This is a genomic window from Buttiauxella sp. A111 (assembly GCF_014189855.1).
GTDB lineage: Bacteria > Pseudomonadota > Gammaproteobacteria > Enterobacterales > Enterobacteriaceae > Buttiauxella > Buttiauxella selenatireducens.
In genome coordinates, this window is sequence record NZ_BJFN01000002.1 from 555,086 (window position 1) to 579,617 (window position 24,532).

General features: G+C 50.6%; 21 protein-coding genes. 11 read left to right on the top strand and 10 right to left on the bottom strand.

What is annotated here, in order from left to right:
- Entirely contained in the window at positions 1-1,080 is a 1,080-nt protein-coding gene (gene lptG / locus BSPA111_RS08600) for an LPS export ABC transporter permease LptG (RefSeq protein ID WP_183270744.1), read from the bottom strand.
- Positions 1,081-2,184 (bottom strand): LPS export ABC transporter permease LptF, encoded by a 1,104-nt coding sequence (gene lptF / locus BSPA111_RS08605; RefSeq protein ID WP_183270745.1) that lies wholly within the window; start codon positions 2,182-2,184, stop codon positions 1,081-1,083.
- A gap of 275 nt (positions 2,185-2,459) precedes the next feature.
- On the opposite strand from lptF, the gene pepA reads away from it, so the two are divergent.
- The 3 genes from pepA to BSPA111_RS08620 all read left to right on the top strand — a co-directional run bounded on the left by pepA (position 2,460) and on the right by BSPA111_RS08620 (position 7,489).
- Positions 2,460-3,971, top strand: a complete 1,512-nt coding sequence (gene pepA / locus BSPA111_RS08610) for a leucyl aminopeptidase (protein ID WP_183270746.1) — start codon at positions 2,460-2,462, stop codon at positions 3,969-3,971.
- A 197-nt stretch (positions 3,972-4,168) separates the two neighbouring features.
- Positions 4,169-4,627 (top strand): DNA polymerase III subunit chi, encoded by a 459-nt coding sequence (locus BSPA111_RS08615; protein ID WP_183270747.1) that lies wholly within the window; start codon positions 4,169-4,171, stop codon positions 4,625-4,627.
- Positions 4,628-4,633: 6 nt separating this feature from the next.
- A complete protein-coding gene (locus BSPA111_RS08620; RefSeq protein WP_183270748.1) occupies positions 4,634-7,489 on the top strand; it encodes a valine--tRNA ligase in 2,856 nt (951 codons plus the stop codon).
- A 52-nt stretch (positions 7,490-7,541) separates the two neighbouring features.
- On the opposite strand, the gene BSPA111_RS08625 is transcribed toward BSPA111_RS08620, so the two are convergent.
- Complete coding sequence (locus BSPA111_RS08625; RefSeq protein ID WP_183270749.1) at positions 7,542-8,747, bottom strand: YjgN family protein; 1,206 nt, start codon at positions 8,745-8,747, stop codon at positions 7,542-7,544.
- 196 nt (positions 8,748-8,943) lie between these two features.
- Here BSPA111_RS08625 and BSPA111_RS08630 point away from each other — a divergent pair, with 196 nt between their 5' ends.
- Positions 8,944-9,447 carry a GNAT family N-acetyltransferase gene (locus tag BSPA111_RS08630; protein ID WP_183270750.1) on the top strand — a complete coding sequence of 168 codons (504 nt, stop codon included), beginning with the start codon at positions 8,944-8,946 and terminating at the stop codon, positions 9,445-9,447.
- Between the two features lie 52 nt (positions 9,448-9,499).
- On the opposite strand, the gene uhpT is transcribed toward BSPA111_RS08630, so the two are convergent.
- From uhpT to rraB, 6 genes are all read right to left on the bottom strand, one after another.
- Positions 9,500-10,891 (bottom strand): hexose-6-phosphate:phosphate antiporter, encoded by a 1,392-nt coding sequence (gene uhpT, locus BSPA111_RS08635; protein WP_183270751.1) that lies wholly within the window; start codon positions 10,889-10,891, stop codon positions 9,500-9,502.
- 138 nt (positions 10,892-11,029) lie between these two features.
- Positions 11,030-12,358, bottom strand: a complete 1,329-nt coding sequence (locus tag BSPA111_RS08640; RefSeq protein ID WP_183270752.1) for an MFS transporter — start codon at positions 12,356-12,358, stop codon at positions 11,030-11,032.
- Between the two features lie 9 nt (positions 12,359-12,367).
- On the bottom strand, positions 12,368-13,870 hold the full coding sequence (gene uhpB / locus BSPA111_RS08645; RefSeq protein WP_183270753.1) for a signal transduction histidine-protein kinase/phosphatase UhpB: 1,503 nt from the start codon (positions 13,868-13,870) through the stop codon (positions 12,368-12,370).
- On the bottom strand, positions 13,870-14,460 hold the full coding sequence (uhpA, locus tag BSPA111_RS08650) for a transcriptional regulator UhpA (protein ID WP_183270754.1): 591 nt from the start codon (positions 14,458-14,460) through the stop codon (positions 13,870-13,872). The genes uhpB and uhpA overlap by 1 nt, the downstream gene beginning before the upstream one ends.
- Before the next feature lie 136 nt (positions 14,461-14,596).
- Entirely contained in the window at positions 14,597-15,358 is a 762-nt protein-coding gene (locus BSPA111_RS08655; protein WP_183270755.1) for a tRNA isopentenyl-2-thiomethyl-A-37 hydroxylase MiaE, read from the bottom strand.
- A gap of 57 nt (positions 15,359-15,415) precedes the next feature.
- Positions 15,416-15,841 carry a ribonuclease E inhibitor RraB gene (rraB, locus tag BSPA111_RS08660; protein WP_183270756.1) on the bottom strand — a complete coding sequence of 142 codons (426 nt, stop codon included), beginning with the start codon at positions 15,839-15,841 and terminating at the stop codon, positions 15,416-15,418.
- A gap of 164 nt (positions 15,842-16,005) precedes the next feature.
- On the opposite strand from rraB, the gene argF reads away from it, so the two are divergent.
- Positions 16,006-17,013: an ornithine carbamoyltransferase gene (gene argF, locus BSPA111_RS08665; protein WP_183270757.1), complete on the top strand. Its 1,008-nt coding sequence runs from the start codon at positions 16,006-16,008 to the stop codon at positions 17,011-17,013.
- Between the two features lie 45 nt (positions 17,014-17,058).
- Here the strand turns inward: argF and BSPA111_RS08670 are convergent, their stop codons facing one another.
- Positions 17,059-17,511, bottom strand: coding sequence for a YhcH/YjgK/YiaL family protein (locus BSPA111_RS08670; RefSeq protein WP_183270758.1), 453 nt, complete (start codon positions 17,509-17,511; stop codon positions 17,059-17,061).
- A gap of 697 nt (positions 17,512-18,208) precedes the next feature.
- On the opposite strand from BSPA111_RS08670, the gene speFL reads away from it, so the two are divergent.
- The 6 genes from speFL to ridA all read left to right on the top strand — a co-directional run bounded on the left by speFL (position 18,209) and on the right by ridA (position 24,524).
- Positions 18,209-18,313 (top strand): leader peptide SpeFL, encoded by a 105-nt coding sequence (gene speFL, locus BSPA111_RS08675; protein ID WP_121814831.1) that lies wholly within the window; start codon positions 18,209-18,211, stop codon positions 18,311-18,313.
- Between the two features lie 322 nt (positions 18,314-18,635).
- A complete protein-coding gene (gene speF / locus BSPA111_RS08680) occupies positions 18,636-20,798 on the top strand; it encodes an ornithine decarboxylase SpeF (protein ID WP_183270759.1) in 2,163 nt (720 codons plus the stop codon).
- Positions 20,799-20,915: 117 nt separating this feature from the next.
- Complete coding sequence (potE, locus tag BSPA111_RS08685; protein WP_183270760.1) at positions 20,916-22,238, top strand: putrescine-ornithine antiporter; 1,323 nt, start codon at positions 20,916-20,918, stop codon at positions 22,236-22,238.
- Between the two features lie 281 nt (positions 22,239-22,519).
- The gene (gene pyrB / locus BSPA111_RS08690; RefSeq protein WP_183270761.1) at positions 22,520-23,452 is read left to right on the top strand and encodes an aspartate carbamoyltransferase; all 933 of its coding nucleotides are present in this window, start codon (positions 22,520-22,522) and stop codon (positions 23,450-23,452) included.
- Between the two features lie 17 nt (positions 23,453-23,469).
- Entirely contained in the window at positions 23,470-23,931 is a 462-nt protein-coding gene (gene pyrI / locus BSPA111_RS08695; protein ID WP_183270762.1) for an aspartate carbamoyltransferase regulatory subunit, read from the top strand.
- A gap of 206 nt (positions 23,932-24,137) precedes the next feature.
- A complete protein-coding gene (gene ridA / locus BSPA111_RS08700; RefSeq protein ID WP_183270763.1) occupies positions 24,138-24,524 on the top strand; it encodes a 2-iminobutanoate/2-iminopropanoate deaminase in 387 nt (128 codons plus the stop codon).
- The last annotated feature ends 8 nt before the right edge of the window (positions 24,525-24,532 follow it).

The following is a 24,532-nucleotide window of genomic DNA, read 5'->3' on the forward strand; positions in this document are numbered from 1 at the left end:
TTAGCCGGAACGCTTCATCATCAGCCACAGACTAATCAAGAAGAAAGTCGCGCTTGGCAGCAATGCTCCCAAAATCGGCGGGATGCTGTACACCAGACTCAGCGGGCCAAAGATCTGGTCAAGTACATAGAACACAAAACCAAAGCTAATACCGGTGACGACCCTCACCCCCATCGGCACACTACGCAGCGGACCGAAGATGAACGACAGCGCCATCAACATCATGACCGCGACAGAGAGTGGCGCAAAGATTTTGCTCCACATATTGAGCTGGTAACGCCCGGCATCTTGTCCGCTGGCTTTAAGATACTTCACGTAATTATGCAGGCCGCTAATCGACAGCGCATCAGGGTCGAGAGCTACCACGCCCAGTTTGTCTGGGGTTAAGTTAGTTTTCCACTCGCCACTGACAGTCTGTGAACCGGTAATTTGTTTCTGGTCACTGAGATTAGACTCATCAACCTGAGACAATCGCCATACCTTATGCTCCACATCGTATTGCGCTGAGGCAGCATACCGTACGGATTCCAGACGTCGCTCTTTGTTAAAGCTGTAGATGCTAACGCCTGCGAGATCGTTATTACCTTTCACACGTTCGATATAGACAAAGCTGTGGCCATCTTTCGCCCATAAACCTTGCTGGGTCGTCAGCAAAGAACCACCGTACATCTGTTGCGCACGGTAATTACGCGCCATTTGTTCACCTTGCGGTGCAACCCATTCGCCAATCGCCATCGTCAGCAACACCAGCGGAATCGCCGTTTTCATGACTGACAATGCGATTTGCATACGGGTAAAACCGGAGGCTTGCATGACCACCAGCTCACTACGCTGTGCCAACATTCCCAGCCCCAACAGCGCCCCAAGAAGTGCAGCCATAGGGAAGAATATCTGGATGTCTTTTGGGATACTCAGGACGGTATAAACCCCTGCGCCCATCGCCGAATAGCTGCCCTGACCGGCCTTTTTCAACTGGTCGACAAACTTAATAATGCCCGACAACGACACCAGCATGAACAGCGTCATCATGATGGTGGTGAAGATGGTTTTACCGATATAACGGTCGAGAACACCAAACATTTATGCTGCTCCTCGTGTTTTGCTAAAGCGTGCACGTAGCTGACGCATCGGCACCGTATCCCACACATTGAGCACAACTGCGATGGCAAAATAGACCAGGTTAACCAACCACATCCAAATCATTGGGTCGATTTTCCCCTTCGCCGCATTGGATTTCAGGGATGTCTGAAGCAGGAAGAACACTAAATACAACAGCATGGCTGGCAGCATCGAAAGCACACGACCCTGACGCGGGTTCACCACACTCAACGGAACAACCATCAACGCCATGATAAATACGGTCAACACCAGCGTGAGGCGCCAGTGTAATTCTGCGCGGGCGTTCGGTGCATCGCTTGCCCACAAGGTGCGCATGTACATCTGACTGGAATCATCGGGATCAAGCGCTACTGTCTGGTGCCCAACAATCGCCTGATAATCCTGGAAGTCAGTGATACGGAAGTCACGCAGCATCGCAGTACCTTCAAAACGGGTACCGGTATTGAGCGTCACAATCTGAGAGCCATCTGGTCGCTGTGATAAATGGCCGGAATCAGCCACCACAACAGAGGGGCGTGCATTACCTTTCGGGCGCAATTGCGCAAGGAACACATCCTTGAAGCTTGAACCGTTGACGCTCTCGATAAACAGTACTGAGCTGCCATCGGTCGCTTGCTGGAATTGCCCTTGTGCCAGAGCAGCCATACCAGGGTTAGCTTTGGCTTCCGCCAACACTTCATCCTGATGACGTGAAGACCACGGGCCGAGCCACATCACGTTGATAGTAGCAACCGCGCCAGTAAAGAGTGCGAGGATCATTGCAGCTTTGATCAGCACCGCTTTACTCAAGCCACAGGCATGCATTACCGTGATTTCGCTTTCGGTATACAGACGCCCAAACGTCATGAGTAGCCCAAGGAAAAGGCTAAGAGGCAGGATAAGTTGCGCCATTTCAGGCACGCCCAGCCCTAAAAGAGAGAAAACGAGATTTGTCGGAATGTCGCCGTCAACCGCCGCCCCAAGAATCCTGACAAGCTTCTGACAAAAGAAGATCAGCAGCAGGATGAAGAGGATCGCAAGTTGGCTTTTGAACGTCTCCCGAACCAGATATCTTATGATAATCACATTAAATACGCCTGTGAAAACGAGTCTTTTTGCAGGAAAATCGCTTGTTTCATCGCTTATACGTCATTTATTCTCTTGAGTCGTCGAAAACATCGCTAAGATTAATAAGCTCAGCAAGTTTCTGGCACAGGGTGATTTAATTGACGTCGCCGAAACAGTAAAAACATACTCGTAAGATTAACACGAAGTCATCGCAACCGCGGACATGAGTTACGAAAGCTTGCAATTCTAGCTGTAGCCACCGTTGTTGTCTTTAAGATTCAGGAGCGTAGTGCATGGAGTTCAGTGTAAAAAGCGGTAGCCCCGAGAAACAGCGTAGTGCCTGCATCGTTGTGGGAGTCTTTGAACCGCGTCGCCTGTCCCCGGTCGCCGAACAACTCGATAAAATCAGCGATGGCTACATCAGCGCCTTATTGCGCCGTGGTGAGCTTGAGGGAAAACCCGGTCAAACTTTATTGCTTCACCATGTTCCGAACGTGCTTTCAGAGCGCATTCTGCTGATTGGGTGTGGCAAAGAGCGTGAACTGGATGAGCGTCAGTATAAGCAAGTTATCCAGAAAACGATCAATACTCTAAATGATACTGGCTCGATGGAAGCCGTTTGCTTCCTGACCGAACTGCACGTTAAAGGTCGTAACACTTACTGGAAAGTACGCCAGGCAGTGGAAACGGCAAAAGAGTCTTTGTATAGCTTCGATCAGTTAAAGACCAACAAAAGCGAGCCACGTCGTCCGCTGCGTAAAATGGTCTTTAACGTGCCAACCCGTCGCGAACTGACGAGCGGCGAGCGTGCCATTCAGCATGGTCTGGCCATTGCTGCCGGTATTAAAGCGGCAAAAGATCTTGGCAATATGCCACCTAATATCTGTAACGCAGCATACCTGGCCTCTCAGGCGCGTCAGCTTGCAGATTCTTTCAGCAAAAACGTTGTCACTCGCGTTATCGGTGAGCAGCAGATGAAAGAGCTGGGCATGCACTCCTACCTCGCAGTAGGTGATGGTTCCCAGAACGAATCACTGATGTCTGTCATCGAATACAAAGGTAATAACTCACCAGATGTACGTCCAATCGTGCTGGTCGGTAAAGGCCTGACGTTCGACTCCGGCGGTATTTCCATCAAACCTGCCGAAGGCATGGATGAGATGAAATACGACATGTGCGGTGCCGCTTCTGTGTACGGCGTTATGCGCATGGTTGCAGAACTTAACTTGCCGATTAACGTGATTGGCGTGCTGGCGGGCTGTGAGAACATGCCTGGCGGACGTGCTTATCGCCCGGGTGACGTGCTGACCACGATGTCTGGTCAAACTGTAGAAGTGCTCAACACTGACGCAGAAGGCCGTTTGGTATTGTGTGACGTGCTGACCTATGTTGAGCGCTTCGAGCCAGATGTGGTTATCGATGTGGCAACACTGACCGGCGCATGTGTGATTGCTTTGGGTCACCACATCACCGGTTTGATGTCTAACCACAACCCGCTGGCACACGAACTGATCGGCGCATCTGAACAAGCCGGTGACCGTGCGTGGCGTCTGCCAATCGCCGATGAATACCAGGATCAGCTGGACTCCAATTTTGCTGATATGGCAAACATTGGTGGCCGTCCTGGTGGCGCAATTACTGCGGCTTGCTTCCTGTCACGCTTTACCCGCAAGTACAACTGGGCTCACCTGGATATCGCAGGTACGGCCTGGCGTTCAGGTAAAGCCAAAGGTGCGACCGGCCGTCCAGTGGCGTTACTGTCACAATTCCTGTTAAATCGTTCAGGGTTTAACGGCGAAGATTAACGACGAAATCCCCCTCACCCCGGCCCTCTCCCTCAAGGGAGAGGGAGTAAAGAAAGTCCCCTCCCCCTCAAAGGTGAGGGAGCAAAGAAAGTCCCCTCTCCTGGGGGAGAGGGTTAGGGTGAGGGCGTCATTCGGTTTTCTCCTTTGGGAGAAGGCCGGGATGAGGGGAAACTCATGATTCTAAAGATGCGAAACAAATGAAAAACGCGACGTTCTACCTGCTCGACAACGACACACCCTCCGGGGAGTTGAATGCCGTTGAAGCGTTGGTGTGTGAACTGGCGGCAGAAAGCTTTCGCGCAGGGAAACGCCTGCTGATTGCTTGTGTTGATGAACAACAAGCTATCCGTCTGGATGAAGCACTTTGGCAGCGCGACGCACACGCGTTTGTACCGCATAATCTTGCCGGTGAAGGCCCACGTTATGGTGCTCCGGTAGAATTGGCCTGGCCGCAGCGACGTGGTAGTTCACCACGCGATTTACTGATTAGCCTTTTGCCGCAGTTTGCAGATTTTGCCACCGCTTTCCATGAAGTGATAGACTTCGTACCTTACGAAGAATCCCAGAAACAACTGGCCCGTGATCGCTACAAGGCGTATCGCGTTGCTGGTTTCCACTTGACTACGGCGACTCATACCCCGCCGGGAACGACATAGCAGACAATGGAAAAGACATATAACCCGCAAGATATCGAACAGCCGCTTTACGAGCACTGGGAACAGCAGGGCTACTTTAAGCCAAATGGCGACACCAGCCAGGAAAGCTTCTGCATCATGATCCCGCCGCCGAACGTTACCGGCAGCTTGCATATGGGTCACGCCTTCCAGCAGACGATCATGGACACCATGATTCGTTACCAGCGCATGCAGGGTAAAAACACCCTGTGGCAGGCGGGGACTGACCACGCCGGCATCGCGACCCAGATGGTCGTAGAGCGCAAAATTGCCGCCGAAGAAGGTAAAACACGCCACGACTACGGTCGCGATGCGTTTATCGAGAAAATCTGGCAGTGGAAGGCAGAGTCTGGTGGCACCATCACCCGTCAGATGCGTCGTCTTGGCAACTCCGTAGATTGGGAGCGCGAACGCTTCACCATGGACGAAGGTCTGTCCAACGCGGTGAAAGAAGTGTTCGTTCGCCTGTACAAAGAAGACCTGATTTATCGCGGCAAGCGCCTGGTAAACTGGGACCCGAAACTGCGTACCGCTATCTCCGATCTGGAAGTAGAAAACCGCGAGTCCAAAGGTTCTATGTGGCACCTGCGTTATCCGCTGGCTGACGGCGCGAAAACCGCTGACGGCAAAGATTACCTGGTTGTTGCTACCACTCGTCCAGAAACCGTGCTCGGTGACACTGGCGTGGCTGTGAACCCGGAAGATCCACGTTATAAAGATTTGATCGGTAAATTCGTGGTGCTGCCGCTGGTTAACCGTCTCATTCCTATTGTTGGCGACGAACACGCTGACATGGAAAAAGGCACCGGCTGTGTGAAAATCACGCCTGCGCACGACTTTAACGACTACGAAGTGGGTCGTCGTCACCAGCTTCCAATGATCAACATCCTGACCTTCGACGGTGATATCCGTGAAGCTGCAGAAGTGTTTGATACCAACGGTGAAGAATCTACCGTTTACGAAAACGGGATCCCCGCTCAGTTCCAGAAACTGGAACGTTTTGCCGCACGTAAAGCAGTCGTTGCTGCGTTCGAAGAAATGGGTCTTTTGGAAGAGATCAAACCACACGATCTGACAGTTCCTTACGGCGACCGTGGCGGCGTGGTTATCGAACCGATGCTGACTGACCAATGGTACGTGCGCACAGCTCCACTGGCGAAAGTTGCAGTTGAAGCTGTTGAGCAGGGCGACATTCAGTTCGTGCCGAAGCAATACGAAAACATGTACTTCTCCTGGATGCGCGATATTCAGGACTGGTGTATTTCACGTCAGCTTTGGTGGGGTCACCGCATCCCGGCCTGGTACGATGCCAATGGCAACGTCTACGTTGGCCGTAACGAAGCGGAAGTCCGTGCAGAAAATAACCTGGGCGACGACGTTGCGCTGAACCAGGATGAAGACGTTCTGGATACCTGGTTCTCTTCCGGTCTGTGGACGTTCTCCACGTTAGGCTGGCCTGAGAATACCGAAGCGCTGCGCACCTTCCACCCGACCAGCGTGATGGTCAGCGGCTTCGACATCATCTTCTTCTGGATTGCGCGCATGATCATGCTGACCATGCACTTCATCAAAGATGAAGACGGCAAGCCACAGGTTCCGTTTAAAACCGTTTACATGACCGGTCTTATCCGTGATGACGAAGGGCAGAAAATGTCTAAGTCCAAGGGTAACGTTATCGATCCACTGGATATGGTTGACGGTATTTCCCTGGAAGACCTGCTTGAGAAGCGTACCGGTAACATGATGCAGCCGCAGTTGGCTGAGAAAATCCGCAAACGCACCGAGAAGCAATTCCCGAACGGTATCGAGCCGCACGGCACCGATGCATTGCGCTTTACGCTGGCAGCGTTGGCCTCTACGGGTCGCGACATCAACTGGGACATGAAGCGCCTGGAAGGTTATCGCAACTTCTGTAACAAGCTGTGGAACGCCAGCCGTTTCGTGATGATGAATACCGAAGACCAGGATTGCGGCTTTAACGGCGGCGAAATGGTTCTGTCGCTGGCAGACCGCTGGATTCTGGCGGAATTCAACCGCACAGTGAAGGCATACCGTGAAGCGCTGGACACCTATCGCTTTGATATCGCGGCCAATATTCTGTATGAATTCACCTGGAACCAGTTCTGTGACTGGTATCTGGAGCTGACCAAACCGGTCATGAACAGCGGTAGTGAGGCGGAACTGCGCGGCACGCGTAATACGCTGATCAACGTGCTGGAAGGTTTGCTGCGTCTTGCGCATCCAATCATTCCATTCATCACGGAAACCATCTGGCAGCGTGTGAAAACCTTCAAAGGCATCACCGACGATACCATCATGCTGCAACCGTTCCCGGCGTATAACAGCGCTCAGGACGACGAAGCTGCGTTCTCTGATACCGAGTGGCTGAAGCAGGCCATCACCGCAGTGCGTAACATTCGTGCTGAGATGAACATTGCTCCGGGCAAACCGCTGGAAGTGCTGCTGCGTAACGTGAGTGCAGAAGCGGAACGTCGCGTAAACGCGAACCGTACCTTCCTGCAAAACCTGGCACGTCTGGAAAGCATCACCCTGCTGCCGGCTGATGATAAAGGTCCGGTTTCCGTGACCAAAATTATCGACGGCGCAGAACTGCTGATCCCAATGGCAGGCCTGGTCGACAAAGCCGCTGAAATTGAGCGTCTGGCTAAAGAAGTTGCGAAGATCGAAATCGAGATTGGCAAAATCGAAGGCAAGTTGTCCAACGAAGGTTTTGTCGCACGTGCACCCGCTGACGTGGTGGCTAAAGAGCGTGAGCGCATGGTGGCTTTCGCCGATGCAAAAGCGAAACTGATTGAGCAGCAGGCTGTGATTGCCGCGCTGTAATTGGATTTGCTGAAAGTTAAAAGGCCGGGAATTTTCCCGGCTTTTTTTATGGCTACAAGCTAATATTTGGTACCAGGCCACGAGAAAGACGGCTCACAATATCTGTGGCAATTTTATCCTCATGATCCTCCAGATTCAGAGAATCTAAATCACCGTCAACCCAAGTGTTATTGGCCAGATAATGACAATAGCGGATTCGTGCCCAAGGGTAGCCAATGCCGAAAGTACAAACCGTAATCAAAATATTGACAATTAATTGGCCAATGAATCCACTAAGGGTTAGCGTTGAGCGAAAAGCAATTTTTTCACCCAGCACTACAGTATTGACATAATAATTTCTAAGGGTGACAACAAGGTAACTAAAGCAAATCAGTGCACCAACCAGATAAATGACATAACATAAAATAATAGTATTTTGTAAGTTTTTCATTGCCTCGCTAGTCATTACTTTTTCTATATCACCCATCATCGCGACAGAAATTATATTGATGCAATCGGGTAAAAACAGAGCCATTGCTAAAATTAAAAAAGGAATCAAGATAAGCATACTGGCAAAGCAAATCAGAATGCATTTTTTTACGCTCACTTGAGCCGCGAAATTTTGCGTCCCAAAGCTCAAACCATTAAAAAATAAGTTAAGCCACAACCCAACCGTTACACCCTGAACAACACCGACCCCCATAACACCGATGATGAAAGACACTGCCATTGTCATCATTACTTTCGACATATCAAAAGACATCGCCGAAAAACTGATGGAAGAAATAATGCCACAAATAAAAACAAGAGCCGCGAGCATTAATAATGGGCACCCAATCATCACCCACCATGCTTTTAAGCCATTAAATTGAAAATTAAAACGCACGCCATTAAGCGTGGTAGATTGCATTTGGTAGCGAATACTTTGAATAATCAAATATGGTAAAAACAGCAGCAGTAGAGAGATAAGACACAATGCCAGAGAAGAACTCCCGCGAAGTAGCGCTGCTTCTGTTGCGAATATATAAACAAACAGGCACAACCAGCTTACCAATATCGATCTTCCGGTCGCAGTATAAGAAAACCTGGAACCTGACAATTCAGTATTGCTATATAAATAGCGTTTCGATCGAACAAATGCCCATGGCGTAAAGATGCCAAGCGTTACCATCATTAACAATAGATTTACAAACAATATTAAAAAATACCCCTTACCTGTTCCACGAAATATTATTCTTCGTGAATAATTGTTTTCTATACAACCCTGCTGATCAGACATAGATTTCCTTAAGAAATGAATCCATTTACTTTTTGATTATTGATATAACGGTACTTGCCAATGAGTATAGAATCATAATTTACACGCTCTAAATACTCCGAAACGGGAACTACAAAACATTTTAGAAACTTGCTTGTTAAGTTTCGCAGTGGTATTAGAATGAGCTGTCTTTACCCCTTCATCAATGAGTCACGCTATGAATCTTGCTGCTCCGGTTGAAATCGCTCTGCGCCGGATAACCGCCCACGACAATCCGGCTATCGCCCGTGTTATTCGTGAAGTTTCCGCTGAATACGGCTTAACTGCCGACAAAGGCTATACCGTAGCTGATCCTAATTTGGATGAATTGTTCCAGGTTTATAGCCAGCCCGGGCATGCTTTCTGGATTGTAGAACTGGACGGCAAAGTGGTTGGTGGTGGTGGCGTCGCGCCGTTAACTTGCAGCGAGCCGGATATTTGTGAATTGCAGAAAATGTATTTCCTGCCGGTCGTGCGCGGTAAAGGGCTAGCAAAACGCCTGGCAATACAGGCGATGGATTATGCCCGCGAAGAAGGTTTTAAGCGTTGCTATCTGGAAACTACGGCGTTTCTGACAGAAGCTATCGCGCTCTATGAACGTTTAGGCTTTGAACACATCTCTGAGCCGTTGGGTTGCACAGGGCATGTGGATTGTGAAGTGCGGATGATTAAGTCTCTGTAACCTTCTTAAAACGGGTTTGCTGGATCCCAGATCCAGCAAACCCTTCAACTTTTTAGCGAGTCGCTAAACGCTGAATGCGTTTATCACGGCGAATTTTGCGTTCTTCCATCACTGCGACCATCGCCATCAGCACGATGCAGCCAATTGCCGCTGCATCCAGCGCGGCGAAAGTCCCTGCCCAGCCGGTCAGGCCAAAGATTGGCGTACCGTCGGCGATCATTCCCAACCCCAACTTAGCGAAGCTGTCGCCGATCAGATAAGCGAAAGTTCCTTTGATACCATCAGCCGCACCGATGGCTTTTTTCGGAACGAATCCGACCGCCGCCACACCAATCAGCAACTGCGGGCCAAACACCAGGAAGCCCAGCGCGAACAACGATGCCAGGTAAACATACTGATTACTGGCGTGCTGATAAACGCCGAGTGTCGCGATGATTAATGCCAGCGCAACACAGGCGACCAGCGCACGGCGACCGTTCGCCAGATCCGATAACCAGCCCCACAGCAACGTGCCGACCAACGCGCCCACTTCAAACAGGGTAAAGCCCTGAATCGCCACTTCCTTGGAAAGCTTCAGCTCCTGGAAGGCGTATACCGTAGACCACTGATCGATACCGATACGCACCACGTAGAGGAAGATGTTGGAGAAGCACAGCAGCCAGATGACTTTGTTCTTCAGCACGTACTCCACGAAGATTTGCCATTTGGTCATCGACTCGTCTTCAGTCTCTTTATCTTCTTCACTGAGCTCTTCGCTGAACAGCTCTTCCGCTTTGCCCAGGCCGTAGGATTCAGGGGAGTCGCTGCCATATCGCAGACCAATAAAACCAACAATCAGCGCGATAATGGACGGGAAGATAAACATGCCAATGACGTGGCCGTCGAACAGGACGTTCGCACCAAACAGTGCCACACCTGCAGCACCGGCACCGCCCAGGTTATGGGAGATATTCCACAGCCCCAGGTAGGTTCCGCGCTTGCGGCGAGGCGTCCATTTGGTGATGGTGGAGTAACTGCATGAGCCACCCGCGCTCTGGAAAAAGCCGCTCAGGGCGTAGAAAGCGATCATCATAAACAGGCTGACCGAACCCGTCCCCATGCTGGCGCTAAAGCCCAACATACAGATCGCGGAGAGGATCAGCATAAACGGCAGGAACTGCTTAGTGTTTTTGCCATCCGCATAGTAGGAAACCAGGGTTTTACCCACGCCGTAGGTGATGGAGAAGCCCAGGCCGATCATCCCCAGCTGCGTCATGCTCAGCCCGTAGGTAGAGATCATATCGTTCTGCGCGATGTTGAAGTTCTTACGGATCAGATACATGGTCAGGTAGCCGATAAAGACCACCAGGTAAGACTGCATGAACGGTTTGAACCACATCTTGCGCCGCACATCGAGCGGCAGATCCAGGGTCGGCTTGCGCACCTGGTTTAATAAGGCCAGCATGGATTACTCCTGATTTAAAAACCTGCGTGATAGCAGGCATTGTAAAAATCAGCAGCGACTTTGGCCTGAGATGGCTTCCAGGAGAAACCTGGAAAATTTCTTAGTTTTGCGTTATTCCGGGTAAAAAGGTGAGATGTATCACGCTTCGCGACGGGCCTGTGGGGACTGGGCATTAAGGAACGGGAGTAACAGCAGCGCAGAGATCCCCGCTGCGATAGCGATTACCGCGAAGAAACCATTCCAGTGCCAGATGTCGATAACCTGCGCCAACGGCCAGCCGGAGAGAGACGCGCCGAGGTAAGCGAACAGGCCAACAAAGCCGGTAGCGGCCCCCGCCGCCTCTTTGTGTGAGCACTCCGCCGCTGCCATGCCAATCAACATCTGCGGGCCAAACACAAAGAAACCGGTGGTGAAAAAGCAGGTAGCCTGCATCACATAGCTGGCAAAGGGCATCAGCCACAGCGAGCCGACAGAGAGCAATATTCCGGCGGCAAATATCAGGTTCATCGGCCCACGGTTACCGTTGAATAGTTTATCCGAGCCCCAGCCAGCCACCAGTGCGCCGATAAACCCACCCAGCTCAAACATCGTTACCGCCGAGTTGGCCGTGACCAGATCCACACCCAGGGTCTCTGACATGTAGAGGTTCCCCCAGTCGTTGATCGCCGCCCGCACCACGTAGACCAGTACATAGCACAGTGACAGCAGCCAGATATAGGGATTCCCCAGCACGTATTTGTAGAGGATTTCCCGGCGCGTCAGCCCTGCTCCTTCCTGCTGCTGGGCGATTTCCAGCTCGTCGTGCCGCCAGTCGCCTATCGGCGGCAAGCCAACAGTTTGCGGGCGATCGCGCAGACGCCAACAGAGAAATAGCCCAGCTAAAATAGCCAGCGAACCGGCGATCATCATTCCCGCACGCCAACCGTAATGCAGCGCCGCAGCACCAACCACCATCGGGATCAGCGCCCCGCCTACGTTATGCGCGGTATTCCATACCGCCCACCAGCCGCCGCGTTCAGTCCGGGAGTACCATGCCGTCAGCAAACGGGCACACACCGGCGAGCCCCAGCCCTGGAAGAAGGCATTCAACACCCACAGCAAAGCAAATGCCCAAAGGGAAGTGGAGAAACCGAAAAGGATGTTAACAACGCCGGTAGCGATCAACCCTAATCCCATGAAATAACGGGCGTTTGAGCGGTCACTGACGATGCCGGAGAAAAATTTCGACAACCCATAAGTGATGTAAAACAGCGTCGCCAACAGGCCGATATCGGTACGCGCCATTACGCCGCTGGCGAGGATTTCCGGGGCGGCGGCGTTAAAACTTTTACGGGTGAAATAAAACAGCGCATAACCCAGCCAGATGGTGACCAGAATGTGCCGACGCCAGTAGCTATAGCGCGCGTCAATTTCAGCTTTATCGCTGATTGGGCTCGCCGCCGGGGGGACTTTCAGGAAAGTGAACATCGTCAGCCCTTATGCGTATCGCTTTGGCAAACTGACGCTGACGCGCGTGCCATGAGTACAGGAAATAGCGAGGGTTCCGCCGAGCGCCGTCACGCGTTCGCGCATGCCTGCCAGGCCAAAACCTTGCTGCCCCGAATCGGGCGGCAGGCCACTGCCATCATCTTCAATCACCAACATCAGCCGTTCGTCCTGCTGCCAGCCCTGAATCGTTACCGCGCTGGCGCTGGCATGTTTCACAATGTTGTTCAGCCCTTCCTGGCACACGCGAAATAGCGTAACGCGCTGGCTTTCGCTCAGCTGCGGCTCATCGATTTGCCAGTCGAGGTGGCTCACCATCCCACGGCCTTCCAGCTCCATTTCACGCATCAGCGAACGAATCGCCTGCTCCAGAGATAAATCATCCAACTGACGTGGACGCAGCCTTCCCAGCAGGCGGCGTACCGAATCATAAATCCCAAGGGATAACTGTTCGATGTGCGTCCCACCCATTCTCACCCCTTCATTACCCGGAGCCAGGCGTTGCACAATACCCGCCTGGGTACGAATCGCGGTAATGGTCTGGCCGATGTCATCATGTAGTTCGCGCGCCACTTCTCGCCGCACGCTCTCTTCAGTTTCCAGCAGCCGTTCAGCAAGGCGGCGGTTGCGCGCAAGCTCAGTTTGCAGGGATTGGTTAAGCTCGCGCAGGCGCTGGATCCCCGCCCCCAGCAGCAACCCGGTCAGGCTTTGCGCCAGCAGCGAGAGCAGCAGATCCACCGGATGATCGTGCCAGGTTTGGCTGGCGATCAGCGCAATCGCATTCATCAGCGTCGCGATCAACGCGCCCTGCCAGCCGTAGTGCCAGGCCAGGGCAATAATCGGCAACGCCAGGCAGAACGGCGTAAAGCGAGACAACTCGTCAGGTAACCCAAGCTGCAACCACAGGCTGACCACAAACAGCAACAGGTACCAGATAAGGTGGCGGGCGCGCCAGTTTACCGGCTGTGAAACCAGTCCCGGCCCCAGCGGCTGCCAGACGGTGCTGGTGAGATAGTGCCAGATGACGAGGCAGGTTGGAGCCAGGGTTAGCCCGCCGGTCAGCGTTATCAGCAACGCGCTCAGCGTCTCCTGCCCTTGCCCGATCCACGGCAGCGACTGTAACAACGCAGCGGCAATCAACGCCCCGCCCTGACGGAGTAAGGTGCGCCAGTCACGTTGATGGCGGTAGCGGGAAATCAGCGCGACCGGCAGGAGGGTTAGTACGCCGCCAATCATTAACAACGGAAGATGTGCCAGCGCCACTTCCTGCGCCAGCCAGCCAAGCATCAGCCACTCCGCCCCGAGTAATACGGGCCAGTAGCCGCGCGGGCATTGCAGCATCAGCCCTAAGCGCAGGCCGAAGGGAAAGAGCAGAACTGCCAGCTCGGGCCGTTCCACCAGGTGCAGGCTGATGCTCCACAGGCAAAACCACGCAGCAGAGAAGATAAAAAAGCTGGCGACCACGGAGATAAGCCGGGATAAAAAGGGTTGCATCACCATCCGTCAAACAGACGGTGAGCCAGCCCGACGTCGTTACTGACGCCGAGTTTTTCCATCAGATTGGCGCGATGGACGTGAACCGTCTTTGGCGACAGCCCAAGCTCAGTGGCGATTTCTTTGACTGCCATGCCCTGGGCGAGTTTTTCCGCCACCTGACGTTCGCGTTTGGTTAACGGGTCCTGCCGTCCGGCCGCCAGTTTGATGGCGATATCAGACGTCAGATAGCAGCCGCCCGTCGCCACCGTATGAACGGCGGCAATCAGCTCATCCGGGCTACAGCGTTTTGACAGGAATCCGCGCGCACCGGCGTTTAAAGCCTGCTCCACCAGCGCCGGGCTGTCGTGCACCGACAGCATAATGGTCGCCATGCCTTTTGGCAGTTGGGCGAGCAGTTCCAGCCCGGAAATATCTGGCATCGAGATGTCGCAAATACACACCTGTACACCACGCCCAGGCAGTCCGGCCAAGGCTTCGCGCCCGGAACCAAACTCAACCACAATCTGAAAATCCGGCTCCAACCCCAACAGCTGAGCAAAGCCGGAGCGGACGATAAGGTGGTCGTCAATAAGGGCGATGGTTACCATGATATTTTCCAGGAAGGTAAAAAACGCGCTTACCTTAGCGATAAGCGTGTTGCTGTTCAAGCCTTAAGCGATTGTCAGGGGAGACTCGTTGATCTCCGACAGGCGGATGTGCCGCAAAAGCTTTAGCTCTTGCGCTTTAAGCGGCTGGTACGCCGCTGTGAAAACGAAAATCGCTGTCCGGGCTGCTAATTAACGCCGCTTCAACCTCGCCGAAGAAACGCACTCGGGAGCTGATATCCCCACCGGCGATCTTTTCCGCTAAAGCTAAATAGTCCTGATAATGACGGGCTTCTGAACGCAGCAGCGACAAATAGAATTTCTGTAGCTCATCATCCAGATGCGGCGCGAGTGCGGCAAACCGCTCACATGAACGCGCCTCGATATACGCACCACAAATCAATTTATCCACCAACATCACCGGCTCGTGGGTCCGCGTTTCGCTCAGCAGCGCTTTGGCATAGCGGCTGGCGGTGATTTTCACATAGGGAATGTTGCGGGCGAGCATAATCTCGCGCACCTGCCAGAAGTGGTGCAGCTCCTCTTTAATCAACAACACCATGCTATCGATAAGTTGCTGGCCCCAGGCGTTCGCCGTTTTGGGCATCACACTTTTGCTCAGGCTTTTATGCAGTGCGACAAAATCCGGTTCTCTGCCTTCACGGAAGGCGAAATCTTCGTAGGGCTTTAGCCAGTCGAGTAGCGCCTGGGCACTATTTTTATCCGCGACATATTTACGAATCAAAAACATAGCCGTTTGCGCCGCTTTGAGTTCGCACACCAGATGGTCTGTCAGCAACAGTGGCAAATGCTCTGGCTGTCGGGCTTTTTCAATCCAGGCGTCAGGCGTTGGGCAATGCAGGAAATTGAGTACCGGAGAGAGGATTTGTGGGTAATTCATAATTGGTCGTTATTGATCCTTGATATGCAGCGGCATTGCGCCGCTGCATAGAAGAGATTAGTGGCGTACGCCGTCGTCGTCTTCATCGACTAAATCGTCGTCACCTTCATCGTCACCCTCTTCACCGTTCGGGTCTTCGAAGTAAGTGCCCCAACCGTCATAGTCCACACCGAATTTCTCGGCGAGGTTCAGCAGTTGTTCAACCTGCTCGTCCAGCAGTTCGGCTTTCAGCGCACATTCGCTCAGCACGTCACAGCAGATAACCGTGTCGCCTTCTTCCACTTCCAGCTCTTCTGGGTCAGTGACTTCGTAACCCATTTTGAATGCTTCAACAGCGGCTTTTTCAAGAGTTTCGAAATCGTCTGCGGAAAGGTGATGCTCGATAGTGTACAGCGCGTCAGGGTCGCTGCCGTCTTCCAATAATTCTTCAATAATCAAACGCGTCTCTTCGCGCTGCTCTTCCAGCAGTTCTGGATTTGCCATGGCCCTTTCCTCAATTTTGTAGACAGATACTTCTATTTTCACACACGGCTGAGTTTGCCTCCACCTTTCCCGATAAAGATTTTACTTTCGGGGTTGCAAATGAATATATATACATATAAATTGAATTTGTATTCAATTGTCGGCTTATGCCATGAGAGGAAAATATGAGTCATTTCTATCAAAAGCATTTTCTAAAATTATTGGATTTCACCCCTGCACAACTTAAAGAATTGCTCGCCCTGTCTGCAAAACTGAAAAACGACAAGAAAAAAGGCACTGAGATTCAGCATCTTACTGGTAAGAATATTGCGCTCATCTTCGAAAAAGACTCGACTCGTACGAGGTGCTCTTTCGAAGTTGCCGCATTTGACCAGGGTGCGCGAGTGACTTATCTCGGCCCAAGCGGAAGCCAAATTGGGCATAAAGAATCAATTAAGGATACTGCTCGCGTATTAGGCCGGATGTACGATGGCATTCAGTATCGCGGGTTTGGCCAGGAAATCGTTGAAACCCTGGCGCAGTATGCCAGCGTTCCTGTCTGGAACGGGCTGACCAATGAGTTTCACCCGACGCAATTACTGGCGGATTTGCTGACCATGCAAGAACACATGCCAGGCAAAACCTTCCAGCAGATGACGCTGGTTTATGCTGGCGATGCGCGTAATAACATGGGCAATTCGATGTTGGAAGCTGCCGCGTTGACTGGGTTGAATTTGCGCCTTGTAGCGCCGAAGGCCTGTTGGCCGGATGAAAAACTGGTCACAGAATGCCAGGCTCAAGCTGAGCACAACGGTGGGAGCATCACCCTGACAGAAGATATTGCTGCGGGCGTAAAAGGTGCCGATTTCATTTATACCGATGTGTGGGTGTCGATGGGCGAGCCTAAAGAGATTTGGGCGGAGCGTATCAATCTGTTACGGGATTATCAGGTCAATCGTGCAATGTTGGCACTAACCGGCAATCCTGACGTGAAATTCCTCCACTGTCTGCCAGCATTCCACGACGACCAAACGACGCTTGGCAAAAAAATGGCGGAACAATATGGCCTGCACGGTGGCATGGAAGTCACGGACGAGGTGTTTGAATCACCAAACAGCGTGGTTTTTGATCAGGCTGAAAACCGTATGCATACCATTAAAGCGGTGATGGTTGCGACGTTGGTTCAGAGTTGAGATGTTAATTGTCGGGTGACGCTGCGCCACCCGACACCTGAAGGACTACCCCATCAACATCTTCACGACAACCTTACGTACTGGTGCGGGTTTGCCCACCGCGCACAGTGGCTTGTGAACTTCGCCCGGATAGAACACCACGAAATCCCCTTCATTTAAGATGACCGTCTTTTCCTGCACGCCTTCTGGCAGGAAGGCGATGTCTTTCTCCGCCAACCAGTCAGTCTCAGGCGTCCCTGCAGGCAGACAGCTAAACGTCATCCCTTCCTGGCCCCCCATCACAATCTGAATGTCCAGATAGCGCTGGTGGAATTCCGCAGGGCGATCTTCGATAGGCTGTGTTGAATCTTCAGAAACCAGCATAAACAGGCGGTTGCCGTCGATATCATGCTTCCCAAGTGGCGTTTCTGGGGTGATGTGTTGTTTAACGTGCTCAATTGCCAGACGCAGCTCTTCCGGCAGCCAGGATTGCAAAGAGTGGATGTTGCCAATAATCATGATCGATACCTTTTTGAAACGATGTTTTATTATTGTATTTATACGAGCATTCAGCTTCTGCCGCTACGAATTTTTTATGAAAACCTGCGCTGCATCCTAAAAATGGCAGTGGCGTCGAGGCTGCCCGAATCGGATGCCCACAGCTTCAGGGATGAGAAACATCGGCTGTTCTTTTTTATGTGGAATTTATCATTTTTTACTGTTTGCACAGCGAATCGTTAAGAGCCATAACCAGGAAAAACAGCAGATAAAAACCAGATAGAGATCAACAAGCAGAGATATGCTTCATAAAATGAAGTCTGTACAGCATTAATTGCTAACATAATTTCAATGAATAAAAATGCAGGAACGCATAATTTAAATGAATAATTATGAATACATAAAAACCCGCACCAATGAGACAAACTGTTAACAATAACCTCCCATCTTATTATCAACATCGAGGGGTTACGGGTATCATTTTCAAGAATTGGCGCGGGTATTCCTGATGGATTGTGACTATTTCGTTCATACTCTTCCTTCCTGCGATAATTACTTTACATTTCAACAACCCAGGTAAACGATATTTTATTCATTTGACTTAAATAAAAACGATGTTTTGTTTTTCGCATAAAAACCAATAGTGACCAATGTCACGGTTTTATATATTTCCCTGATTACAATAACCTCGATTTCCCACCATATAAGGAAATAGAAAATGGAAAACAATAATAAGTCCATGCCCCACATTCGACGGGTTACACATATTATGATGCTCATCCACCGTAGCTGTTTTGATTTTCATCTTTTCAACTCTAAGTAAACTCCCCCCACGGCATCTGCTTATGCGGATACTCGTGCCTGCTAGTCACTAAACATCTGAAATCTCAGTAGTGTGCTGAAAAGCATGCTGTTATCTGTCATTTCATGTGCAGCGCCTGACTATCCAAATTAGCATTTAAGCCAATCCGGTGAATCAATCACCTGGCATTTATTGGTTCATTTCAGTAATTCAATAATAAGAATTATTGCGGGGAACTATTGCCTTAAAAAAATAATAAGCATCGGGTTCCCTTGAGGGAATATCTGACGGCCATGCTTTACCCAAATTTTACTTACTCAGAATACAAGAGACAAAAATCAAAATGGAAAAATTAAAAATAGCAGTTAGTACCAACACGACAGAATGCTTTAACACCGAGCGCGAAACTGTCGATATAACGAATACTAATTTTACTGATGTGTCAGCTGCCGTTATTTCCGTTAAAGATGCGACATCGGGTATGTTGAATACCATTGAACAAACTGGTTTCGGTATTCCAATCTTTGTCGCGGTTTGCTGCGAAGAAGAGCTGCCAGCAGAAGTGCTGCCTCGCGTAACTGGCGTGTTTGAACTGTGCGATGGAAATGTTGATTTCTACGGCAAACAACTGGAAGCCGCTGCGGTTAAGTATGAGAAAGAAGTTCTGCCACCGTTCTTCGGCAGCCTGGTGGACTATGTGCAGCAGGGTAATGCCGCCTTCGACTGCCCAGGACACCAGGGTGGACAATTCTTCCGCCGTCACCCAGCCGGACGCCAATTCTTTGACTACTTTGGTGAAACGTTATTCCGCTCTGACCTGTGTAACGCTGACGTCTCCATGGGTGATTTGCTGATCCACGAAGGCGCTCCGTGTACAGCTCAGATGCATGCGGCGAAAGTGTTTAACGCGGATAAAACCTACTTCGTATTAAACGGGACTTCATCTTCTAACAAAGTGGTATTGAACGCATTGTTAGCGCCGGGCGACCTGGTGCTATTTGACCGTAATAACCATAAATCCAACCACCACGGTGCATTGATTCAGGCAGGCGCGACTCCTGTCTATCTGGAAACAGCACGTAACCCGTTCGGTTTTATCGGCGGTATCGATGCTCACTGCTTTGAAGAAAAATATCTCCGTGATTTAGTCCGTGAAGTTGCGCCAAATCGTAGCGCTGAAAAGCGTCCGTTCCGTCTGGCAGTTATTCAACTGGGCACCTACGACGGTACAATTTATAACGCGCGTCAGGTTGTCGATAAGATTGGTCATCTGTGCGACTACATCCTGTTTGATTCTGCATGGGTGGGTTACGAGCAATTCATTCCGATGATGAATGACTGTTCACCTCTGTTGCTTGAACTGAATGAAAATGATCCTGGTATTCTGGTGACGCAGTCAGTGCATAAACAGCAGGCGGGCTTCTCTCAGACTTCGCAAATCCATAAAAAAGACAAACACATTAAAGGTCAATCTCGCTATGTAAATCATAAACGTATGAACAACGCGTTTATGATGCATGCCTCCACCAGCCCGTTCTATCCGCTGTTTGCAGCCCTTGACGTTAACGCCAAAATGCATGAAGGCGAAAGCGGTAAGCGCATGTGGATGGACTGCGTAAAAGTGGGGATTGAGACTCGTAAGCTGCTGTTAAAACTCTGCAAACATATCCGTCCGTTCGTGCCGGAAACCATTGATGGTCGTAAGTGGGAAGATTTTGATACTGAAACCATGGCAAACGACCTGCGTTTCTTCAACTTCATTCCAGGTGAACGCTGGCACTCATTTGATAATTACGCAGAGCATCAATACTTCGTTGACCCATGCAAACTGATGCTGACCACTCCGGGTATTAATGTTCAGACCGGTGAATACGACAGCTTCGGCGTGCCTGCGACTATCCTTGCCAACTTCCTGCGTGAGAACGGCATCGTACCGGAGAAATGCGACCTCAACTCCATTCTGTTCCTGATGACACCTGCCGAAGACATGGCGAAGATGCAGCATCTTGTTGCCCAAATTGCTCGTTTTGAACGCCTGATCGAAGAAGATGCTCCGTTATCTGAAGTGCTGCCATCTATCTACAAAACCTACGAAGAACGTTACGAAGGCTACACCATCCGTCAGCTGTGTCAGGAAATGCATGACTTGTACGTCAGCCATAACGTGAAGCAGTTGCAAAAAGAGATGTTCCGTAAAGATCACTTCCCGAAAGTGGTGATGAATCCTCAAGAGGCAAACATTGAGTTTGTACGCGGTAACGTTGAATTAGTGGCGTTATCTCAGGTTGAAGGCCGTATCGCTGCTGAAGGTGCCCTGCCATATCCTCCGGGTGTTTTATGTGTTGTTCCGGGCGAAATCTGGGGCGGTTCTGTGCAGCGTTATTTCCTGGCACTGGAAGAAGGGATCAATCTGTTACCAGGCTTTGCGCCTGAATTACAGGGTGTCTATATCAAGCAGGATGACGATCGTAAAAAACGCGCTTATGGCTATGTTATTAAACAATAAATCTGAAGTCAGCAAACGTCAGGGTTACTGGCAAAAACTGATTTTCCCATAAAAAGAAACAGTGAAGAACCGTGATGTTTTCGGTTCTTCACATCTCAAGTTTTGAAGGAAAAGATTATGAGTAAGTCTAAGGGCAACAACAAAATGGGTGTGGTTCAGCTCACCATTTTGACCGCGGTAAACATGATGGGATCAGGGATCATCATGCTGCCGACCAAATTAGCGGAAGTGGGTACACTTTCCATCGTTTCGTGGTTAGTCACAGCATTGGGCTCTATGGCCCTGGCTTACGCATTTGCTAAATGTGGGATGTTCAGCCGCAAATCAGGCGGTATGGGCGGTTATGCAGAATATGCCTTCGGCAAATCTGGCAACTTTATGGCGAACTACACCTATGGGGTTTCTCTGCTCATAGCGAACGTTGCGATTGCCATTTCCGCAGTGGGTTACGGTACAGAATTGTTGAATGCCACGTTATCGCCAATCGGGATTTGTCTCGCAACAATCGCGGTGTTGTGGATTGCGACAGTCGCAAACTTCGGCGGTGCACGCATTACCGGCCGCATCAGTGGTGTGACGGTATGGGGTGTGATTATTCCTGTTGTGGGCATTTCAATCATTGGTTGGTTCTGGTTCAGCCCAACGATGTATGTTGAGTCATGGAACCCGCATCATCTTCCTGTTTTTGAAGCCATCGGTTCTTCTATCGCCATGACACTGTGGGCATTCTTAGGTTTAGAATCTGCCTGTGCAAACACCGATGTTGTTGAAAACCCAGAGCGTAACGTTCCTATCGCCGTATTAGGCGGGACACTGGGCGCTGCGGTTATCTATATTGTTTCCACTAACGTTATCGCCGGTATCGTTCCAAATATGGATTTGGCGAATTCAACCGCGCCGTTTGGTTTAGCCTTTGCACAGATGTTTACCCCTACAGTGGGTAAAATCATCATGGCATTGATGATCATGTCCTGCGTAGGTTCGCTGTTGGGCTGGCAGTTCACGATTGCTCAGGTATTTAAATCTTCTGCAGATGAAGGTTATTTCCCGAAAGTTTTCTCTAAACTGACCAAAGCCGAAGCGCCAGTAAAAGGGATGATCGTTATCGTTATCATCCAGTCTGTATTGTCTTTGATGACCATCAGCCCATCACTGAACAAGCAGTTCAACGTGTTGGTTAACCTGGCCGTTGTGACCAATATTATCCCTTACATCCTGTCGATGGCGGCGTTGGTCATTATCCAGAAAGTGGCGAAAGTGGATCCAAGCAAAGCCCGTCTGGCCAACATCTTTGCGTTCATTGGCGCAATGTATAGTTTCTACGCACTGTATTCATCCGGTGAAGAAGCGATGATGTATGGTGCCATCGTGACTTTCCTGGGCTGGACGCTGTATGGCCTTATCTCTCCACGTTTCGAACTGCGTGAAAAGAAAGTCTGATTAAGCCAATTCGGGGCATTCGAAATATGAATGCCCCACTGCAACCGATTGCTAATGGCTAAAATAGGTGAATTATTCGCTTGAAGTGTCCTCTTACACGCGTATAATGCGCCACAATTTGCCGGGAGGAAGCATGGTCCAGTGTGTTCAAAAAATTGCCACACCACGTCGTCTAAAAGACGGCGCTAACCTGTTTTTCTTTCCGTTGCTTCAATCAATTCCAAAGGCCCCTCATTGAGGGGCCTTTTTTTTTGCCCGACGCCCGAGAACAGGAGATAACCATGGCTAACCCCCTATATCAAAAACATATCATTTCCATAAACGATCTCAGTCGTGAAGAGCTTGAACTGGTGCTCTCAACTGCGGCAAAACTGAAAGCCCACCCGCAGCCGGAGCTGTTAAAGCACATCGTTGTTGCCAGCTGTTTCTTTGAAGCATCAACGCGCACGCGTCTGTCTTTTGAAACCGCTGTTCATCGCCTGGGTGCGTCAGTGGTCGGGTTCTCAGACAGCAGCAATACCTCACTAGGTAAAAAAGGCGAAACGCTGGCCGATACCATTTCGGTCATCAGCACTTACGTTGACGCCATCGTCATGCGCCACCCGCAAGAAGGGGCGGCACGCCTGGCAACTGAATTCTCGGGCAATGTACCGGTACTGAATGCGGGTGACGGTGCCAACCAGCATCCGACTCAAACGCTGTTGGATATGTTTACCATCCAGGAAACGCAGGGGCGTCTGGAAAACCTGAATATCGCGATGGTTGGTGACCTGAAATATGGCCGCACCGTGCACTCCCTGGCGCAGGCGCTGGCGAAATTTGAAGGCAACCGCTTCTACTTCATCGCACCTAATGCGCTGGCGATGCCGAAGTACATTCTCGATATGCTGGATGAAAAAGGTATTGCCTGGAGCTGCCATGAAGCTATCGACGATGTCGTTGCCGACCTGGATATTCTGTACATGACGCGCGTACAGAAAGAGCGTCTTGACCCGTCGGAATACGCCAACGTGAAGGCGCAGTTTGTTCTGCGTGCTGCCGATCTCGTCGATGCCCGCAAAAATATGAAAGTCCTGCACCCGCTGCCACGCGTTGATGAAATTACCACCGATGTCGACAAAACGTCTCACGCCTGGTATTTCCAGCAAGCAGGCAACGGTATCTATGCTCGCCAGGCACTGCTGGCGTTAGTTTTGAATCCTGAACTGGTTTGAGTAAGAGGAAGATTAAGATGACACACGACAACAAATTACAAGTTGAAGCCATTAAACGCGGCACGGTTATCGATCATATTCCTGCTCAGGTGGGCTTTAAGCTGCTGACCCTGTTCCAGTTAACGGAAACCGAACAGCGCATCACTATCGGCCTGAACTTGCCGTCACGCGAACAAGGTCGTAAAGATCTTATCAAAATCGAAAATACCTTCCTGACCGACGAGCAAGTTAACCAGTTGGCGCTGTATGCACCGCACGCAACCGTAAACCGTATTGATGAATACGAAGTGGTCGGCAAAAGCAAACCAAGCCTGCCTTCACGCATTGATAAAGTGCTGGTCTGCCCAAATACCAACTGCATCAGCCGCAGCGAACCTGTTCATTCTTCATTCGCAGTGAAAAAACGCGACGAAAGTATCAGCCTCAAATGCAAATATTGTGAGAAGGAGTTCGCACATTACGTTGTGCTGGCCGATTAATCATTGCCGGGATAGTTCTCGTCCTTATAATGAACGGGAGCTTTTGTTTGCCTACTCATCACGATTAATAACCTTTAGATTTCGAGTTGCAGGTAGGCGGCAAGGGATCTCATCCCCAGGAGCTTATATTAATAAGTGACTGGGGTGGGAGCACGCAGCCAACACCCCTGCGACTTGAAAGATAATGGTTATTCTAAGGAGAAAGAATGTCTCGTATTATCAGCACTGAAAACGCACCAGCAGCTATCGGCCCATATGTTCAGGGTGTAGATCTCGGCAGCATGATTATCACGTCTGGTCAGATCCCTGTTAACCCGAAGACAGGTAGCGTGCCAGAAGATGTGGCGGCGCAAGCACGTCAGTCTCTGGAAAACGTGCAAGCCATCGTTGAAGCGGCTGGCCTGAAAGTGGGCGATATCGTTAAAACGACGGTTTTCGTTAAAGACCTGAACGACTTCGCAACCGTGAATGCGACTTACGAAGCCTTCTTTACTGAGCACAAAGCGACTTTCCCAGCGCGTTCTTGCGTAGAAGTTGCTCGTCTGCCAAAAGATGTGAAAATTGAAATCGAAGCGATTGCTATCCGCCGCTAACGATTAAG